General features: G+C 65.7%; 17 protein-coding genes. 5 read left to right on the top strand and 12 right to left on the bottom strand.

Annotated features, from left to right (window positions below; genetic code table 11):
- Positions 1-71 precede the first annotated feature (71 nt).
- From ACE04A_RS20345 to ACE04A_RS20325, 5 genes are all read right to left on the bottom strand, one after another.
- On the bottom strand, positions 72-887 hold the full coding sequence (locus ACE04A_RS20345) for an anti-sigma factor family protein (RefSeq protein WP_448717652.1): 816 nt from the start codon (positions 885-887) through the stop codon (positions 72-74).
- A 1-nt stretch (position 888) separates the two neighbouring features.
- Complete coding sequence (locus ACE04A_RS20340; RefSeq protein WP_259249661.1) at positions 889-1,401, bottom strand: RNA polymerase sigma factor; 513 nt, start codon at positions 1,399-1,401, stop codon at positions 889-891.
- 26 nt (positions 1,402-1,427) lie between these two features.
- Positions 1,428-1,796, bottom strand: coding sequence for a COG4315 family predicted lipoprotein (locus tag ACE04A_RS20335; protein WP_279995224.1), 369 nt, complete (start codon positions 1,794-1,796; stop codon positions 1,428-1,430).
- A gap of 99 nt (positions 1,797-1,895) precedes the next feature.
- The gene (locus ACE04A_RS20330; RefSeq protein WP_259249657.1) at positions 1,896-2,372 is read right to left on the bottom strand and encodes a GNAT family N-acetyltransferase; all 477 of its coding nucleotides are present in this window, start codon (positions 2,370-2,372) and stop codon (positions 1,896-1,898) included.
- A 4-nt stretch (positions 2,373-2,376) separates the two neighbouring features.
- On the bottom strand, positions 2,377-3,318 hold the full coding sequence (locus tag ACE04A_RS20325; protein WP_438859601.1) for a LysR family transcriptional regulator: 942 nt from the start codon (positions 3,316-3,318) through the stop codon (positions 2,377-2,379).
- Positions 3,319-3,379: 61 nt separating this feature from the next.
- Between ACE04A_RS20325 and ACE04A_RS20320 the strand changes: the two genes are divergently transcribed.
- Both ACE04A_RS20320 and ACE04A_RS20315 read left to right on the top strand, forming a co-directional pair.
- Positions 3,380-4,495 carry a 4-oxalomesaconate tautomerase gene (locus tag ACE04A_RS20320; protein WP_448717654.1) on the top strand — a complete coding sequence of 372 codons (1,116 nt, stop codon included), beginning with the start codon at positions 3,380-3,382 and terminating at the stop codon, positions 4,493-4,495.
- Positions 4,496-4,598: 103 nt separating this feature from the next.
- The gene (locus tag ACE04A_RS20315) at positions 4,599-5,567 is read left to right on the top strand and encodes a Bug family tripartite tricarboxylate transporter substrate binding protein (protein WP_448717655.1); all 969 of its coding nucleotides are present in this window, start codon (positions 4,599-4,601) and stop codon (positions 5,565-5,567) included.
- 87 nt (positions 5,568-5,654) lie between these two features.
- Here the strand turns inward: ACE04A_RS20315 and ACE04A_RS20310 are convergent, their stop codons facing one another.
- From ACE04A_RS20310 to ACE04A_RS20280, 7 genes are all read right to left on the bottom strand, one after another.
- Positions 5,655-6,185, bottom strand: a complete 531-nt coding sequence (locus ACE04A_RS20310; protein ID WP_448717656.1) for an REP-associated tyrosine transposase — start codon at positions 6,183-6,185, stop codon at positions 5,655-5,657.
- A 951-nt stretch (positions 6,186-7,136) separates the two neighbouring features.
- Positions 7,137-8,510, bottom strand: coding sequence for a DUF1501 domain-containing protein (locus tag ACE04A_RS20305; RefSeq protein ID WP_448717657.1), 1,374 nt, complete (start codon positions 8,508-8,510; stop codon positions 7,137-7,139).
- Positions 8,507-10,021: a DUF1800 domain-containing protein gene (locus ACE04A_RS20300; protein ID WP_485820444.1), complete on the bottom strand. Its 1,515-nt coding sequence runs from the start codon at positions 10,019-10,021 to the stop codon at positions 8,507-8,509. The genes ACE04A_RS20305 and ACE04A_RS20300 overlap by 4 nt, the downstream gene beginning before the upstream one ends.
- 100 nt (positions 10,022-10,121) lie before the next feature.
- Positions 10,122-10,826, bottom strand: coding sequence for an SDR family oxidoreductase (locus ACE04A_RS20295; RefSeq protein ID WP_100854772.1), 705 nt, complete (start codon positions 10,824-10,826; stop codon positions 10,122-10,124).
- 184 nt (positions 10,827-11,010) lie between these two features.
- Positions 11,011-11,463 carry an azurin gene (gene azu, locus ACE04A_RS20290; RefSeq protein ID WP_167400987.1) on the bottom strand — a complete coding sequence of 151 codons (453 nt, stop codon included), beginning with the start codon at positions 11,461-11,463 and terminating at the stop codon, positions 11,011-11,013.
- Positions 11,464-11,610: 147 nt separating this feature from the next.
- Complete coding sequence (locus ACE04A_RS20285) at positions 11,611-12,942, bottom strand: PQQ-dependent sugar dehydrogenase (RefSeq protein ID WP_448717658.1); 1,332 nt, start codon at positions 12,940-12,942, stop codon at positions 11,611-11,613.
- 67 nt (positions 12,943-13,009) lie between these two features.
- Entirely contained in the window at positions 13,010-13,324 is a 315-nt protein-coding gene (locus ACE04A_RS20280; RefSeq protein WP_448717659.1) for a PepSY domain-containing protein, read from the bottom strand.
- Between the two features lie 203 nt (positions 13,325-13,527).
- On the opposite strand from ACE04A_RS20280, the gene ACE04A_RS20275 reads away from it, so the two are divergent.
- The 3 genes from ACE04A_RS20275 to ACE04A_RS20265 are packed head-to-tail and all read left to right on the top strand — an operon-like array spanning position 13,528 to position 15,940.
- The gene (locus tag ACE04A_RS20275) at positions 13,528-13,890 is read left to right on the top strand and encodes a PepSY domain-containing protein (protein ID WP_485820443.1); all 363 of its coding nucleotides are present in this window, start codon (positions 13,528-13,530) and stop codon (positions 13,888-13,890) included.
- Complete coding sequence (locus tag ACE04A_RS20270; RefSeq protein ID WP_448717662.1) at positions 13,890-14,552, top strand: response regulator transcription factor; 663 nt, start codon at positions 13,890-13,892, stop codon at positions 14,550-14,552. Before ACE04A_RS20275 ends, ACE04A_RS20270 begins: the two co-directional genes overlap by 1 nt.
- Positions 14,549-15,940 (top strand): sensor histidine kinase, encoded by a 1,392-nt coding sequence (locus ACE04A_RS20265; protein WP_448717664.1) that lies wholly within the window; start codon positions 14,549-14,551, stop codon positions 15,938-15,940. Before ACE04A_RS20270 ends, ACE04A_RS20265 begins: the two co-directional genes overlap by 4 nt.
- The last annotated feature ends 1 nt before the right edge of the window (position 15,941 follow it).

The following is a 15,941-nucleotide window of genomic DNA, read 5'->3' as shown; positions in this document are numbered from 1 at the left end:
GCGTAACCCATCGGGCGGTGCCCGCGACGTGATCCATCCGGGGTTTACCCGCCGTGACCGAATCACATTCGCTACCCCTGCAACTGCTTATATACCTCTTGCGACACCCGTTGCAGCTCATCCCGGCTGACTGCGCCGGACAGGGCGTAGCCGAACTGGCCTTCCACCCAATAGAACACCCGTACCGCCCCTTCCTGCGTGAACTGGAACGCGGTCTGGCCGCCCGCGGCTTCGCGGGTGACGTACAACGTCAGCCTTTGCCCGTCGGCCCCGCCGTACATGAACTGTGCCACCGGTCCCGAGCCGCCGGGCAACAAGCGGCCGCCCACCAATTCATAACCTGCTTGCGATAGTGATGGCGCGCGCACCGGTGCGCCCATGCGCTTGGTCAACCACGTGACCAAACCCTTTTCATTGTCGGCGCTGACTTCCACCGGGCGGCCCATGTCGGGTGCATACACCGCATGCGCGATGGCTGCGCGTTGGGCGTAACCGCCCGCCGCGCGGTCCGGGCCGGCGGTGGCCAGCACGGTTTGCAGATGGCGCGCATCCATCGCGCCGCGTACCGTCCATGCCGCGCCCGCGCTGACCGCCGCGATCGCCACGCCGGCCGCCAAGGCACGCCACGGCAACTGCCGTGTCGGCGCTTTCAAAGGCAGCCGCAAGGGCAACGGTTCATCCAGCACCGGGTCCAGCAGCGCATGCAGCGCGCGGCGTTGCGCCTGCCAGTCCGCCACGCGGGTCTGGTCCTGCGGATGCGAGGCCAGGAAGGCGTCGACCTCGGCATGGCGGGCAGGGGCCAACTGGCCGTCCGCATAGGCATGCAGATCGGCTTCGGTGATGGGGCTGCCCGAGCTGGGCACCGGATGGAGGGATTTTTCGTTCATGTCATTTCACGCGATGCAAGCGGCTGACCGAATCGTGTCCGCGCATCAGCGCGCCCAGCTTTTCACGGGCGCGCGACAGCCGGGACATGACCGTGCCGATGGGCACGTCCAGTACGCGCGCGGTGTCCTGGTAGGACAGGTCTTCCACGCAGATCAGCAACAGCACTTCCCGCTGCTCGGGCGGCAGGGCTTGCAGGCAGCGGTCCAGGTCGCGCACCTCCAGTTGATCGGTCTGCGTGGCGCGCACCGGCATGTCGGGCAGGTCGCCCGGGGCAGTCTGATCCGCCCGCCGGCTGTTGGCGCGTACGCCGTCGATGAAATGGTTGTGCATGATGCCGAACATCCAGGCCCGCAGCTCGCCGCGCTTTTGCCATCGCGAATAGCGGCTCCAGGCGCGCTCCAACGTGTCCTGAACCAGGTCATCGGCCCGATGCGGGTCGCCCGTCAGCCCGCGCGCGTATCGCCGCAGGCTGGGGATGCAGGCCAGGATCAGGGCCTCGTCGTCGGCGCGCATGGCAGCCAGGCAGGAGCCGTCGCGGATCAGGGCTTGATGACGTGCCAGACTTCCTTGAAGTTGTCGCCGGTCTTGTCGCCCGGCTTGGTGTCCTTCACGTACAGGTAAACGGGCTTGCCTTTATGGGCCCATTGCTTGGAGCCGTCGTCGCGGGTGATGACGGTCATGTCGCCCATGGGCTTGGCGTCGGCGGGGGCGGCGACGGGCGGCCAGACCTTGGCGCACCCGTCGTTGCAGGCGCTTTTGCCCGCGGCGTCTTTGTCGAAGGTGTAGAGCGTCATGCCCGCGCTGTTGACCAGGATGCCGTCTTGCGTTTTGACGGCTTGGGCGTGGGCGCCGGCCGAGAACAGGGCGGCGGAGCCCAGGACCAGGGCGGCGGCGATATGTGTGCGCATGTTGAGCCTCGTACGTAGATGGGGGAAAGGGATGACTGCCCGCTACAGACGTCGGCCATGGCGGGATTATTCCCGCCAGCCCAAAAAAATCTGCAACGTTCAGCCGACCGGCCGACCAGCGCCGGGTTCGTAACGCATTTCAAACTCCAGGTCAGTCTCCTTGACGGGGGTGAAACCCAGGGCCGCATAAAGCCGCTGGGCGGGGTTGCCTTTCAGCACGCTCAGGGTGACGGGCGCGCCTTCCGCGTCCGCCCGGTCCAGCACGGGCTCGATCAGGCGGCGGCCCAGGCCCATGCCCTGGAAATCCGGCGCGATTTGTATCTGCACAATGTGCCACCCGTCCGTATCGCGGTAATGCTTGAACAGGCCGGCGGGGCGGCCGTCCACCCAGACAATTTGCGCGTCGTCGAAGTGGTACTGGATGCGGGCCAGATGATGTTCGTCAGTCGCTGGCGCGCCGGCGCGTTCCATATGTTCCTGCATGGTGGCTTTGCGCAACGCCAGCAGAAAGGGCAGGTCTTCTTCGGTGGCGGGTTGCAGCGCCAGGGAATGCTCCGGGGCAGGGGAATACGTCATGGAATTACGGCTGCGTAAGGGGTTCTGCGGAGGGCGTTTTGCGTTTGGCCGTCTTGCCGGCCTGATGGATCAAGTTATAAAGCTGTTGCGCGGCGGGCGCCAGGGGGCGGCCGCGCCGGGCGATCAAGCCCAGCGTGCGCGTGACGCGCGGGTGTTCCAGCTTGACGCTCGTCAGCGTGGCATGCCCCGCCAGCGGCATGGCCAACTGCGGCACGGCGGCCACGCCCAGGCCCGCTTCCACCAGACCCAGCAAGGTCATCACGTGGCTGACCTCAAACGCGCTGACGGTGCGCTTGCCGCTCTTTGCCAGCGCATCGTCAATCAACAGGCGGTTGCCGCTTTCTTTCGCGACCGTCATGAAGCGTTCTTGCGACAGCGCTTCCCAGGACACGCTGCGGCGGCTGGCCAGCGGATGGTCGCGCCGCACCGCCAGAACGAAGTCTTCACGCAGCACCGCCTTGAAATCCACGTCCGGTTCCTGCGTGCCGAAAAAACTGATGCCGAAATCAGCGCGACCCGTCACCACGCTGTTGAGCACCGTGTTGGCGGTTTCGTCGATGATGCGCACGCGAATGCGCGGGAAGCGCTCGGTGTAGTCGCGGATGACGGACGGCAGGAAGTAATAGGCCACGGACGGCACACAGGCCACCGTCACCAACCCGCCACGCTGCGCGGCCAGGTCGCCGATGCTGAGCACGGCGCTTTCCAGTTCATCAATGGCGCTGCGCGCGCGCTCCAGGAATACGCGCCCCACCTGCGTCAAGGCCACGCGCCGCGTGGTGCGTTCCAACAGGCGCGCACCCAGGATGCTTTCCAGCTTTTCGATGCGCCGACTGAGCGCGGGCTGGGACAAGTGCAGGTCGTCGGCTGCCGCGCGAAAGCTGGCGCGTTCGGCCACCGCCACGAAGGCCTGCAATTCCTGTAAATCGAAATTGATGCGTGCCATGCATTAATCCATCCGTAAGTTGCAATTCAAATAATAGCCGCCAAGTCGCAGAATGGCTTCCATGGAAACCGTAATCCCTTGCGTACTGATGCGCGGCGGCACGTCGCGCGGCCCCTTTTTTCTGGGCGACTGGCTGCCGGCCGACCCGGTGCAGCGCGACCGCCTGCTGTTGACCGCCATGGGTTCGCCCCATGCGCTACAAGTTGACGGCATCGGCGGCGGCAACACGCTGACCAGCAAAGTGGCCATCGTGTCGCGCTCGACCCGGCCGGACTGCGATATCGATTACCTGTTTGCGCAGGTGTCGGTGGACCGCGCCATGGTCGACACCCGGCCCAACTGCGGCAACATGCTGTCGGGCGCCGCGCCCTTTGCCATTGACGAAGGCTTGGTCGTGCCGCGCGATGGCGTCACATCGGTGCGGGTGCATAACGTCAACACCGGCGCGGTGATCGAAGCCGTGGTGCAGACGCCGGGCGGCCACCTGACCTATGAAGGCGATGCACGCATCGATGGCGTGCCGGGCACGGCGGCACCGGTACGGCTGAACTTCCTGGAGGCTTGGGGCGCCATCACCGGCAAGCTGTTTCCCACCGGGCAGCGGCAGGAATATGTCGACGGGGTAGCGGTGACGCTGATCGATGCGGCCATGCCGATGGTATTGATGCGCGCCCAGGACTTCGGCCTGCGCGGCGACGAAACGCCCGCGCAACTGGACGCCAACGCCGGCTTGCTTGAACGCATGGAGCGCATTCGGCTGGAAGCGGGGCGTCGCATGGGGCTGGGTGACGTGTCGCAGAGCGTCATCCCCAAACCGGTGCTGGTGGCGCCTTGCAATGAAGCGGGCGCCTTGGCGCTGCATTCACGCTATTTCACGCCTCGTGCTTGCCATCGCGCTCACGCGGCAACGGGTGCGGTGGGCGTGGCCAGCGCGTTTCTAATGCCGGGCACCGTGGCGCATGCTTGCGGTGGGCCGCCCGTGGTGGCGGGGTATCGCACGGTGCGCATTGAGCATCCGTCCGGAGGCATGGACATCGATGTCGATCTGGACACAGTCAGCGGCGAGGTGCGCGCCGCGGGCTTGGTACGGACGGCACGCAAGATCATGAAGGGGCTGCTGTACGTGCCCGGCCATTATGTGTTGGCGGGCGACGAGCCGATGCGCGCGGTTGCATAAGACGCTAGTTTTAGTACGCCGATCAATTCAACTTTTTCTACCGCCGAAGCGGCCCGCAAAGAGGCCGCCACAACACGGCAATCGCTATATCTGGAGACAAGCAATGAAGCATCATCCCATCAAAGCCCTGTGCGCCGCCGCCATGCTGCTGGCCGCAAGCGCCGTGGCGCAGGCTGATTACCCTGAACGCGCAATCACATTGGTCGTGCCTACCGCCGCGGGCGGCGGCAACGACGTGCTGGCGCGCGTGGTGGGCCAGAAGGTTGGCGAACTCCTGGGCCAGACCGTCATCGTGGTGAACAAGCCCGGCGCGCAGGGCGCGATTGCGTCCGACTACGTCGCGCGCCAGCCGGCGGACGGCTACACGCTGATGCTGGGCTACATCGGCACGCATGGCATCAACCCCGCCATGCAGAAGCTGAACTACGACCCGGTCAAGGACTTCACGCCCATCGGCATGGTGGCCGATTCACCCACCATCATGGTTGTGTCCAAGCGCATACCGGTGAAGGACGTGGCCAGCCTGGTGAAGTACGGGCACGAGCACCCCGATGGCCTGAACTTCGCCTCCGCCGGGCCGGGCACCGCACCGGCGATCGCGGGCGAACTCTTCAACCAGGCCACCGGGATCGCCATGCTGGACGTGCCCTACAAAGGTTCCGCGCCCGCGCTGAACGACACCTTGGCCGGCGTGACGCAGGTGATGTTCCCCAGCTTGTTCAGCGTGTACCCGCACCTGAAGTCGGGCGCGATCCAGGCGGTGGCGGTAGCAGGGTCAAGCCGTATCGCGGCACTGCCCGATCTGCCGACCTTGGCCGAGGCGGGCGTGGCTGGGGCGGACGTGCCGCAGTGGTACGCCATCTTCGCCCCGGCCAAGGTCGAGCCGGCGGTGGTGGATAAGCTGAACAAGGCGCTGAATCAGGCCTTGTCGGACCCGGTTGTCGCGAAGAAGATAGCTGAACAAGGCGCGGCAGTTCGCCGCAGTACACCGGCTGAACTGGGGGCGTTCGTGCAAAGCGAGGCCGTGCGGTGGAAGCAATTGGCGGACAAGCAGAAGTTGGCGGCACGGTAGTGGGTGGGTGGTGTCGGTCGCGAGTTGAGGGGCGGGTGGCGTGCTACGTGACTGGTGTCGGTCGCGAACCGTGGAGCGGGCGGCGTGCTAGGACGCCGCCGGTGCAGGTCGCGAGCGATGGGTGTGACGGCAGGCGCTGTGCCAGGCAATTTGCCGCTGTTGCCAAGCGTGAAACGTCGTGTGCTCCCAGGCGTCTGGCGTGGCGACATGGCCGTGCTTGATGGGATTCATGTGGATGTAGTGGATGCAGGCGGAAAGCTCACGCTCGTCGCGGATGACATGCTCCCAAAAGCGCCGCTGCCAGATGCCGCGCTCGCCTTTGCGGTAGACGCTGCGGCGGACATGGTAAGGGCGCAAGGCCCGGGAAAACCGCGCCTTGATCCGACGCCAGCGGCCAGAGTAGTCGGCATCGTTATCGGGCAGCCGCCAGATCATGTGCAGATGGTCGGGCAGCAACACCGCCGCCAGCACCGCGAACGGCGCGATCTGTTGTTCGGCCCGTATGCAAGCCTTCAGCCATGATGCGTGAGGGATCAAATCGTGATGTTCCCGCGCCAGCACCGCAACGGTGAAGAAGTAAGTGCCACCGGGGATATACAAACGCCGATACGCAGTCATTTCCGCCTCCGGAGTGAAAAGGGAAGCATAAGAAATTGGCGTAACGCGTGCCGCGATAGAGAGCTGATTTCGGCACGCATCGCAGATGCCGTGCGTTCGTATGGTGCGCGGAGTTCCATGGCGGCAGATGGGTTACGCGCGAGCCCCACCTTTTCCTTGCCCCGGCCATCCTCGCGCTTCACCCATCCTACGATGGCTGCATGACTCGCTGATCGTAGGATGGGTGAAGCGCGGGATGCCCTGGAAAAGAACCCAAGCGTAGATCGCGCGCAACCCATCAAGCAGCGTCGCCCGCAACGCAATGCCAGCCACAACGCCAACGAGCCACGCGGTGTTCCATGGCGGCAGATGGGTTACGCGCGATCCCCACCTTTTCCTTGTCCCGGCCATCCTCGCGCTTCACCCATCCTACGATGGCTGCATGACTCGCTGATCGTAGGATGGGTGAAGCGCGGGATGCCCTGGAAAAGAACCCAAGCGTAGATCGCGCGCAACCCATCAAGCAGCGTCGCCCGCAACGCAATGCCAGCCACAACGCCAACGAGCCACGCGGTGTTCCATGGCGGCAGATGGGTTACGCGCGATCCCCACCTTTTCCTTGTCCCGGCCATCCTCGCGCTTCACCCATCCTACGATGGCTGCATGACTCGCTGATCGTAGGATGGGTGAAGCGCGGGATGCCCTGGAAAAGAACCCAAGCGTAGATCGCGCGCAACCCATCAAGCAGCGTCGCCCGCAACGCAATGCCAGCCACAACGCCAACGAGCCACGCGGTGTTCCATGGCGGCAGATGGGTTACGCGCGATCCCCACCTTTTCCTTGTCCCGGCCATCCTCGCGCTTCACCCATCCTACGATGGCTGCATGACCCGTTGATCGTAGGATGGGTGAAGCGCGATATGCCCAGGAAAAGAACCCAAGCGTAGATCGCGCGCAACCCATCAAGCACCCGTCATCCCATCACCCCCGCCCCACCCGCATCAAAATTCCTCAAATTCGGAAACACCATCCCCAATTCCTCCTTCCCCGCGCCAAACCACCCGCCCAGCGCCGCGCCCAATTGGTCCACCGCCAGCGTCGGCAACAAACGCCCGTTATCCACAAACCCCGGGCCGTCCAGCGCAATCTCTGGATGCGCGCCGTAATAGCGGCCGCCCTTGACCGCGCCGCCCATCACGAAATGGTGCGAACCCCAGCCGTGGTCCGAGCCGTTGCCGTTTGAACCCAACGTGCGTCCGAACTCCGATGCCGTAAAGGTGGTGACCTGATCCGCCACGCCCATCGACGAAAGCGCCTGCTGGAACGCCGCCATCGCTTGCCCCAGCTCGCGCAGCAGGGCAGGGTGCGTATCGTTCAAACCCGTGTGATTGTCGTACCCGTTCTGCGACACAAAAAACACCTGTCGCCTCGCGCCCAAAGCCTGGCGGGCGCCGATGATGCGGGCCACGATCTTCAACTGCTGCGCCAAGGGTGACGCAAAATCCCCCGGCACCGCCACATCTGCCAGCGCCGCGCGCAATTGCGTGTCGGCGCTGATGGACTGCGCCGCGATGCGCGCCATTTCTCGTTCCATCAAGTGTTCGCGCGGTTGCGTGATCAACTGCCGCAACAGTGCGGTGCAGGCGCTGGAGCCATACATATCCCGGCCCAACAGATCAATCGACGTGGACCCATTGATGCCCACCCGATACCCCGCCACCTTGCGCCCGGCCAGCAGCACCGTGCTGCCGCCTGCCGTAATACCCGTGAAGGTGCGCTGCGCGTTGGCGCCGGCAAACAGGTCGGTCAGCCGGCCCGCCCAGCCTGACGACGCGCCTTCGGGCGCCAGCGCCTGCCAGTACGCTTGCTGGTCGTTGTGTGAAAACAGCTTGGGCGGCAACGGTACGCGCGCGCTGATGTATTCCGCTTTCGACGTGGGCGTGACCAGTGGCCCAACATTGAGCAGCACGGCCAACTGTCCGCTTTCATACAGCGGCGCAAGCGGCGCCAGCGCGGGGGCCAAGGCAAACTGCCCCCCACCCGCCGCGGGCGCTTTGCCCCGCAAGACGGTGGCTTGCAGCACATCTCTTTTCAAGCCGATATCACCACGCGCGGCGGCATAGGCACGATAGGCTTCGGTGTCGTAGGGTACGACGGTGTTGTAGGGGTCGTTGCCGCCATACAGGAACACGCAGACCAGCGCCTTGTACGAGGCCGGGGCGGACTGCGCCGCCGCTGCGCCCAAGGCCGCCAGGTTCAAGGCCAGCGGCGCGGCGGCGCCGGTTGCGCCCAATGCGCAGGCGCGCAACAGAAAGGCGCGGCGGTCGGCGTCGTGGGATCGCTTCATTTCTGCACCAGGTATTCAGGGCTGGCGGCCACCAGCAGGATGGCTGCTCGCACGCGGTCGCGCGGCCGATTGGCGGGCACGGTGGCGACGGCCTCTGCGATGGCTTCGGCGGTGCGCTCGCTGAAGGCGTCGCCGGCCAGCAGCAGCACGACGCGCGCCACCAATGCTTGCGGGTCCTTCGCCAAGGCGATCTCTGGCGCGTAGCTGGTCTGCAAATCTTCCCACCCGCGATCGGCGTAGATCGCCAGAAAATTCAAGTAACCCGCAATGCTCGTCTCGTCGGTAATCTGTAGCTCGGGCGCCACCAGATGGCGCTTGGCCAGTTCCGTGACCGGGGGCGAGTAGCGAGGGCGGAAGAAGTTGAACACCGTTGCCGACCGCATGGGGCTTTGCGCCAGCCGGATGGTGTTGTCGGTGGTATCCGGCATGGCCCACGCGCCATTGATGGACGTGGCGCCGAAGGCGCGCGCCCAGCCCGAGAAGCGCAGGATGGGCTCGCGCACCTTGCCCCAGGTGGGGTCGTTCAGGTCAGGCGCACGCGCCTCGGGGTCCAGCAAGATGGCGCGCAGCACCGCCTTCAGATTGCCGCGCGCGCCGCTGCCGTCGTCGTCGAACACCGCCGCCACGCGCCGCACATAGGCCGGGCTGGGGTTGCTGGTGACCAGCCGTTGAATCAGTTGCATGCCGATGAAAGGCCCCACGTTGGGATGCGCGCAAATCACGTCCATGGCTTTTTGCAGCGACAGACGCCCGTCGGTGCCCGCCGGTATCACCGCGCCCAGGAACCGCTTTTCGCTCATCGAATGCAGGGCATTGTTCAACGCCATGGGCCGCCGGTGAAACTCCACATTGGTTTCTGGGCCGTTGATGTCCCAGCCCGTAAAGACGCGCGCCAGCCCCTGCACATCCGCATTGGTATAGGTTTCCACCGGCGCCCCGTTCACGAGCTTCACGGTGCCGTCCGGCTCCAGCATCAGCAGCCCGATGCTGAACAACTGCATCACTTCGCGTGCGTAGTTTTCGTCGGGGTGGCGGCCGGTCTTGGGGTCTTCCTTGCGGTTGCCGCGATACGTCAGCATGCAGCCCATCGACAGGTTCTTGGTGACGGCGGTCAGCAGCGCCTGGTAGCTGCCCAGCGCGTGTTCGGCCAGCAGGTCCATGAAGCCCGCCGCGCCGAACAGCGGCCACGATGCGGTGATGGACTGCACCCCCACCACGAATATCTCGGACAGGGCGAAGGCCATGCGCGTGCGCACCTGGTCTTCCGCGCTGATGAACTTGCGCCACAGCGTGGACTCCAGCGGCGCGTTGATGCCGTTGCCCTTGAATGCTTCGGTGTTTTTCCGCTGTTGCAGCAGCCAATCAAAGTGCGTCTGGGACGGCGGCATTGCCAACTGGGCGTCGAGCCAGTCGGCATAGCCGTCGCGCACCACGGCGTCGATCAGGGCGGGGGTGGGCCCGAACGTGGCCTGCGCCAGAAAGCGCGAGGCCTGGCCGGGGGTAACTGTCATCGCAAGCCTCTCGTCGTATGCGATTGACTACGGTACTGAACCGCGCCGCGCGCTTCAATACCGTCATACGGACGAGAGGATTAATCCCAAAGCATGAGGCTCAGATCGAGCGCGTGATGCCGCCGTCGATACGGATGTTCTGGCCGGTGATGTAGGACGACGCGTCGGACGCCAGGAAGGCGATCAGGTCCGCCACTTCCTCGGCGGTGCCGTAGCGGCCCATGGGGATGCGGGTGCGGCGGTCTTCTTTTTCGGGAAGGCTGTCGATAAAGCCGGGCAACACGTTGTTCATCCGCACATTGTGTTCGGCGTACTCATCCGAAAACACCTTGGTGAAGGCGGCCAGGCCGGCGCGAAACACGCCCGACGTGGGAAACAGCGCTTCGGGTTCGAAGGTGGCGTAGGTGGAGATATTGACGATGGCGCCGGATTTCTGCTGCTTCATCACGGGCGCGACCAGGCGGGTGATGCGCACCACGTTCAACAGATAGAACTCCATGCCCAGATGCCAGTCGTCGTCGCTGATGGAGAGCAGCGGGCCCTTGGGTCCGTGGCCGGCGCTATTGACCACGGCGTCTACGCGGCCCCATTTATCCAAGGTGGTTTCAAGCAGCCGGGCCAGGTCGTCGGTCGACCGGTTCGAGCCGGTGACGCCGATGCCGCCCAGTTCGCCCGCCAGGGCCTCGCCCTTGCCGGACGATGACAAAATGGCGACCCGATATCCGTCGGCCGCCAGTTTGCGCGCCGCGGCCGCGCCCATGCCACTGCCGCCCGCCGTCACGATCGCTACTTTTTCGGTGCTCATGCCTGCTCCTGTCGGGGTGTACGAAGAGCGGCCATTGTAGGGGGAACCCCTTCATTGAAACGGGCCCCGGCCCCGGATTTCCCGGAGGGCGGAGCCCGTGCGGCGCAGCGCTTGCGCGCTGGCTATTCGGTAAGGCGCGGCACCTGCGCGCCGCTTGGTCGGTGAGTCGCAGCGCCCGCGCTGCTTAGTCGACCAGCTTCAAGCTGCCTTTCATCAGCGCAAAGTGGCCGGGGAAGGAGCAAAAGTAGGTGTAGGCGGTGCCGGCGGCCAGCTTGCTGACGTCGAAGGTGACGGAATCTTTCTCGCCACCGCCGATGACCTTGGTGTGCGCGATGACGCGGGCGTCACCCGGCTTCACGTAGTCCTTGTCCAGCCCGGCGGCCATGCCGTCGTTCACGGCGCCTTGCATGTCGGCCGTGGTGGTCAGCACCCAGTTGTGGCCCATGACGTTCTTGGCCAGCTTGCCCGGATGCGTCAGGTTCACGGTGAACTGCTTGCAGCTTTTGCTGACCGTGATTTCCTTTTTGTCGAACTGCATCTGGTCGTTGCCGGCGATATCCACCGAGCATTCGGCGGCCAGGACCGGGGCCGACGCGACAGCCAGGACTGCTGCCACGCACAATTTCTTGAACAACATATTCATGCCTCCAACGTTTCGCAAAAAGCGGATGTCCGGCCTGTGCGACGCGCGCACAAAACCGGTTTCACGACATTCTCACCCCGCTACCGGCCAGAATGCCAACGCCCGCAAGGGCGTATTTGATACAACGCAAGCCGGCGCGAATTACGGCTGTGGGCTGACGCGCCAGATCACATTGCCCACGTCGTCCGCCGTCAGCAGATCACCCTGGCTGTCGATGGCCACGCCCACCGGCCGCCCCTGCGCCTGCCCTTGTTCGTTCAGAAACCCCGTCAGCACATCGCGTGCCGGGCCGTTCGGCACGCCGTCGGAAAACGGCACGAAGATGACCTTGTAGCCACTGCGCGGGTCGCGGTTCCATGATCCGTGCTGGCCCACGAACATGCCGCCGGTAAACGGCGCCGGCAGCCGGGTCTTGCCCGACCAGGCCAGCCCCAGGGATGCCGTGTGCGGACCCAACGCGTAGTCGGGCACGATGGCGCGCGCAACCAGGTCCGGGCGTTGCGGCGTGACGCGGGTGTCCACGTGCTGCCCGAAATAGCTGTAGGGCCAGCCGTAGAAGCCGCCGTCTTTCACGGATGTCATGTAGTCGGGCACCAGGTCGCTGCCCAGCTCGTCGCGTTCGTTGACCGCCGTCCACAAGGTCTTGCCGTCTGGCGCCCAGGCCATGCCGACCGGGTTGCGCAGGCCCGTGGCATAGAGCCGCTTGTTGCCGCTGGCCACGTCGATCTCCCAGATGGCGGCGCGGCCTGCCTCGATGTCCATGCCGTTTTCCGCCACATTGCTGTTGGAACCCACCGACACGTACAGCTTGCTGCCGTCGGCGTTGGCGATCAGGTTCTTGGTCCAGTGGTGGTTGATGCCGGCGGGCAGGTCGGTCACGTGCACGCCGGGGGCGGTGATCTGGGTCTGGCCTGTTTCGTACGGAAAGCGCAGCACGGCGTCGGCGTTGGCCACATACAGCTGATTGCCGATCAGGGCCATGCCGAATGGCGAATTCAGGTCTTGCAGCAAGACGCTGCGGGTGTCGGCCACGCCGTCATGGTCGGCGTCGCGCAACAAGGTGATGCGGTTGGCGCTGGGCGTCTTGGCGCCGGCGCGCTTCATGACGATGCCCGCCGCCCAGGCCTTCAGGCCGCCACCGGCGCCTTCGGGCTTGGGCGGGGCGTTGGTTTCGGCGACCAGCACGTCGCCGTTGGGCAGCACATAAAGCCAGCGCGGATGGTCCAGGTCGCTGGCGTAGGCGTTCACGGCCAGGCCGGTGGCGGCCACGGGCTGTGCGCCATCTGCCCAGCCGACGGCGCGAGCGGTGTTGACGGTGGGGATCAGGGTGGTGTTGGGGGCGGGCAGCGTGGGCGCGGGACCCATGCCTGCTTCTACGGGCAGGGTGGCCATTTCGCCGCAGGCGGTAAGAAAGCCAAGCGCGGCAAGCGCCACGCCGGCCGCCAGGGCACGCGCAATTCGCAGGGGTGGCATGAGGCGACTCCAAGGCGGTTGGACTGCCCCATCATACTCACCCGCGCGGGCCGCGCGGCCGGACCGATCAGTCGTCGAAGCGGCTGCGCGTGACGGCGCCGGATTGCGGGTCGACGTAGAGCTTCACGCGCTGACCTTGCGGGTCGTAGGCCTTGACCTCGTAGCCATGTTTGCGGGAACGCTCGATCTCGGAGATGTTGCGGTAGCCCGCGGCTTCCATCTTGTCGTAGACCTGGCGGATGGTCAGCATCGGTGCGGCGGGGGTGGTGGCGGCGGGCGCGGCGGGTGCCGGCGTGGCGGTCTGCGCCTGCACGGCGGTGCCGGCGACCAGGGCGGAAGCGCCAATTGCCAATGCGGCCAAGGTTTTCTGAATGCGCGTCATGATGGGTAGCTCCTAGTAATGGAAAGGGTAGGGGAAAAAGGGAACTGAAAAAGGGTAGTGAGAAAATCAGGTCGTTTCGTTGACCCTGTGGCCATTATTGGGGTCGCCGCATGAACCTTTTCTGAAGCCTTTGTTCATGTTCGGTTCATCGGTGGCGCGGTATAAATGGCGGTCGATTCCCCCTATTTTTCAAAGGCCCTGCATTGCGGCAACCCCCATTCTTTCGGCGTAAACGTGGCGGCATCCTGTTGTCGGGCTGCGTGCTGGCCTTGGCGCTGATGGCGGGTCCGGTCAGCGGCCTGGCCGACGAGAATGACCACGAACGCGCGCGCCAGGCGCTGGAAGCCGGCAAGGTGCTGCCGCTGGGCGCGGTGCTGGATATCGTTGAACGCGAGTTCCCCGGCCAGGTGGTCAAGGTGGAATTCGAAGAGGACGATGACGAATTCATCTACGAGATCCGCGTGCTGCAAAGCGGCGGCGGCATCCTGAAACTGAAGATCGACGCGCGCGACGGCACCTTGCTGGCCGTGAAGGGGCGCGACATCAAATTCAAGGGCAAGGACTGATGCGCATCCTGGTAGTGGAAGACGAGCCCACGCTGGCCGCCCAATTGGCCGATGCCCTGCACGCGGCGGGCTACACGGTGGACAAGGCCGGCGACGGTGAATCCGCGCGTTTCCTGGGCGACGTCGAAGCGTTCGACGCCGTGGTGCTGGACCTGGGCCTGCCCGTCATGGACGGCCTGACCGTGCTGAAGCAGTGGCGCGCCGCGCAGCGCAACATGCCGGTGCTGATCCTGACGGCGCGCGACAACTGGCATGAAAAGGTGGCGGGCATCGACGCCGGCGCGGACGACTACCTGACCAAGCCCTTTCACATGGAAGAGCTGCTGGCCCGCGTGCGGGCGCTGTTGCGCCGCAGCACGGCGCATGCCAGCGCGCAATGGCGTTGCGGCCCGCTGATGCTGGACACGCGCCAGGCCAAGGCCACCGTCGACGGCCAGGCGCTGTCGTTGACCAGCCACGAATTCAAGGTGCTGTCCGTGTTGATGCAACGCGCGGGCGAGGTCGTGTCGCGCACGGAATTGATCGACCACATCTACGCGCAGGACTTCGACCGCGACTCCAACACCATCGAGGTCTTCATCGGCAGGCTGCGCAAGAAGCTGCCGCCCGAGACCATCGAAACGGTGCGCGGGCTGGGCTACCGGCTGGCGGCGCGCGGATGACGCCGGCGCGCGCCGGCATGCTGGGCTCGCTGCGCTTGCGCTTGCTGGCGGGCACCCTGGCCTGGATTGTGGGGTCGGTGGCGCTGGCCGGCTGGGGCTTGGCCAGCCTGTTCCGCCAGCACGTCACGCAGCAATTCCAGGCCGAGCTTGCCCTGCATTTGAATCAACTGACCGCCGCCGTCAACGTGGGCGCGGATGGTCGGCCCGTGGTATCCCCGCCGCTGAGCGACCCCCGGCTGGAGCAGCCCTTGTCGGGCCTGTATTGGCAGGTGGACAGGCTGGCCGATGGCGCGCGTCCGGCCGCCATCGGCGTGGCGCGCTCGCGCTCTTTGTGGGACCAGACCTTGCCCGTGCCGGCACCGTCGGCGCTGCATGCCACCGAGTCCGGCGACCAAACCTATGACACGACAGGCCCGGCCGGACGCGAGCTGACCGCGTTGGCGCGCACCTTGAAACCCGCCGAGGAAGACGCCGCGCCGTTGCGCCTGGTGGTGGCCGCCGACCGCCGCGTGCTGGCCGAGCCCATCGGCCGGTTCAACGGCATGCTGGCCATGGCGCTGGGCGCGCTGGCTGTCGGGCTGACTGCGGCGGCGGTGGTTCAGGTGGTGGTCGGCCTGCGGCCCTTGGCGCGCTTGCGGCAACAGTTGGCCAGGCAGAACGCCGGCAGCACCCGCATCGACGGCCGCTACCCCAGCGAGATCCAGCCGCTGGTGGACGACTTCAACCAGGTGTTGGCGATGAACGCCGAGATCGTGCAGCGCGCGCGCACGCAGGCCGGCAATTTGGCGCATGCGGTCAAGACGCCGCTGACCATCCTGGCCAATGCCGCGTCGCGCGAGGCCAGCGTACCGGCCGCCTTGGTGAACGAACAGGTTGCCATGGCGAACCGCCAGATCGACCACCACCTGGCACGCGCCCGCGCCGCGGCGTCATCGGGCGCCGCCGATGGGCGCGCGCCGCTGCGCGAGGCGACAGAAGGGCTGGTGCGCGTCATGCAGCGCTTGTATGCCGAACGCGGCCTGCACATCGAGATGCAGGGTTTGTCCGACGCGATGGTGTTTCGGGGCGACCCGCAGGACTTGCAGGAAATGCTGGGCAATGTGCTGGACAACGCCTGCAAATGGGCGCGCAGCCAGGTGCGGGTGACGGGCGAAATGCCCAACGCGGGGCATTTGCTGATGCATGTCGACGACGACGGCCCGGGCATCGACGACCATGCGCGCGAACGGATCTTTCTGCGCGGCGTGCGCATGGACGAGCAACTGCCGGGTTCCGGCCTGGGCCTGGACATCGTGCGAGACCTTGCCGGCACCTATGGCGGCGAGGTGCACGCGGGGCGTTCACCGCTGGGCGGGCTGCGCGTCACCCTGCGGCTGCCCACGGCCTGAG

This window comes from Achromobacter colocynthidis (genome assembly GCF_057334535.1).
Note: the sequence above shows the minus strand (reverse complement) of the source record. Positions and strands in the feature narration are given on the sequence as shown.

Bases quoted from the DNA above. Each gene is read 5' to 3' on its own strand.
- ACE04A_RS20270 (WP_448717662.1), top strand. From the start codon at position 13,890: ATGCGCATCCTGGTAGTGGAAGACGAGCCCACGCTGGCCGCCCAATTG.
- ACE04A_RS20295 (WP_100854772.1), bottom strand. From the start codon at position 10,826: ATGAGCACCGAAAAAGTAGCGATCGTGACGGCGGGCGGCAGTGGCATG.
- ACE04A_RS20330 (WP_259249657.1), bottom strand. From the start codon at position 2,372: ATGACGTATTCCCCTGCCCCGGAGCATTCCCTGGCGCTGCAACCCGCC.
- ACE04A_RS20320 (WP_448717654.1), top strand. From the start codon at position 3,380: ATGGAAACCGTAATCCCTTGCGTACTGATGCGCGGCGGCACGTCGCGC.
- ACE04A_RS20310 (WP_448717656.1), bottom strand. From the start codon at position 6,185: ATGACTGCGTATCGGCGTTTGTATATCCCCGGTGGCACTTACTTCTTC.
- ACE04A_RS20280 (WP_448717659.1), bottom strand. From the start codon at position 13,324: ATGACGCGCATTCAGAAAACCTTGGCCGCATTGGCAATTGGCGCTTCC.
- ACE04A_RS20300 (WP_485820444.1), bottom strand. From the start codon at position 10,021: ATGACAGTTACCCCCGGCCAGGCCTCGCGCTTTCTGGCGCAGGCCACG.
- ACE04A_RS20265 (WP_448717664.1), top strand. From the start codon at position 14,549: ATGACGCCGGCGCGCGCCGGCATGCTGGGCTCGCTGCGCTTGCGCTTG.
- ACE04A_RS20315 (WP_448717655.1), top strand. From the start codon at position 4,599: ATGAAGCATCATCCCATCAAAGCCCTGTGCGCCGCCGCCATGCTGCTG.
- ACE04A_RS20285 (WP_448717658.1), bottom strand. From the start codon at position 12,942: ATGCCACCCCTGCGAATTGCGCGTGCCCTGGCGGCCGGCGTGGCGCTT.
- ACE04A_RS20305 (WP_448717657.1), bottom strand. From the start codon at position 8,510: ATGAAGCGATCCCACGACGCCGACCGCCGCGCCTTTCTGTTGCGCGCC.
- ACE04A_RS20345 (WP_448717652.1), bottom strand. From the start codon at position 887: ATGAACGAAAAATCCCTCCATCCGGTGCCCAGCTCGGGCAGCCCCATC.
- ACE04A_RS20340 (WP_259249661.1), bottom strand. From the start codon at position 1,401: ATGCGCGCCGACGACGAGGCCCTGATCCTGGCCTGCATCCCCAGCCTG.
- azu (WP_167400987.1), bottom strand. From the start codon at position 11,463: ATGTTGTTCAAGAAATTGTGCGTGGCAGCAGTCCTGGCTGTCGCGTCG.
- ACE04A_RS20335 (WP_279995224.1), bottom strand. From the start codon at position 1,796: ATGCGCACACATATCGCCGCCGCCCTGGTCCTGGGCTCCGCCGCCCTG.
- ACE04A_RS20325 (WP_438859601.1), bottom strand. From the start codon at position 3,318: ATGGCACGCATCAATTTCGATTTACAGGAATTGCAGGCCTTCGTGGCG.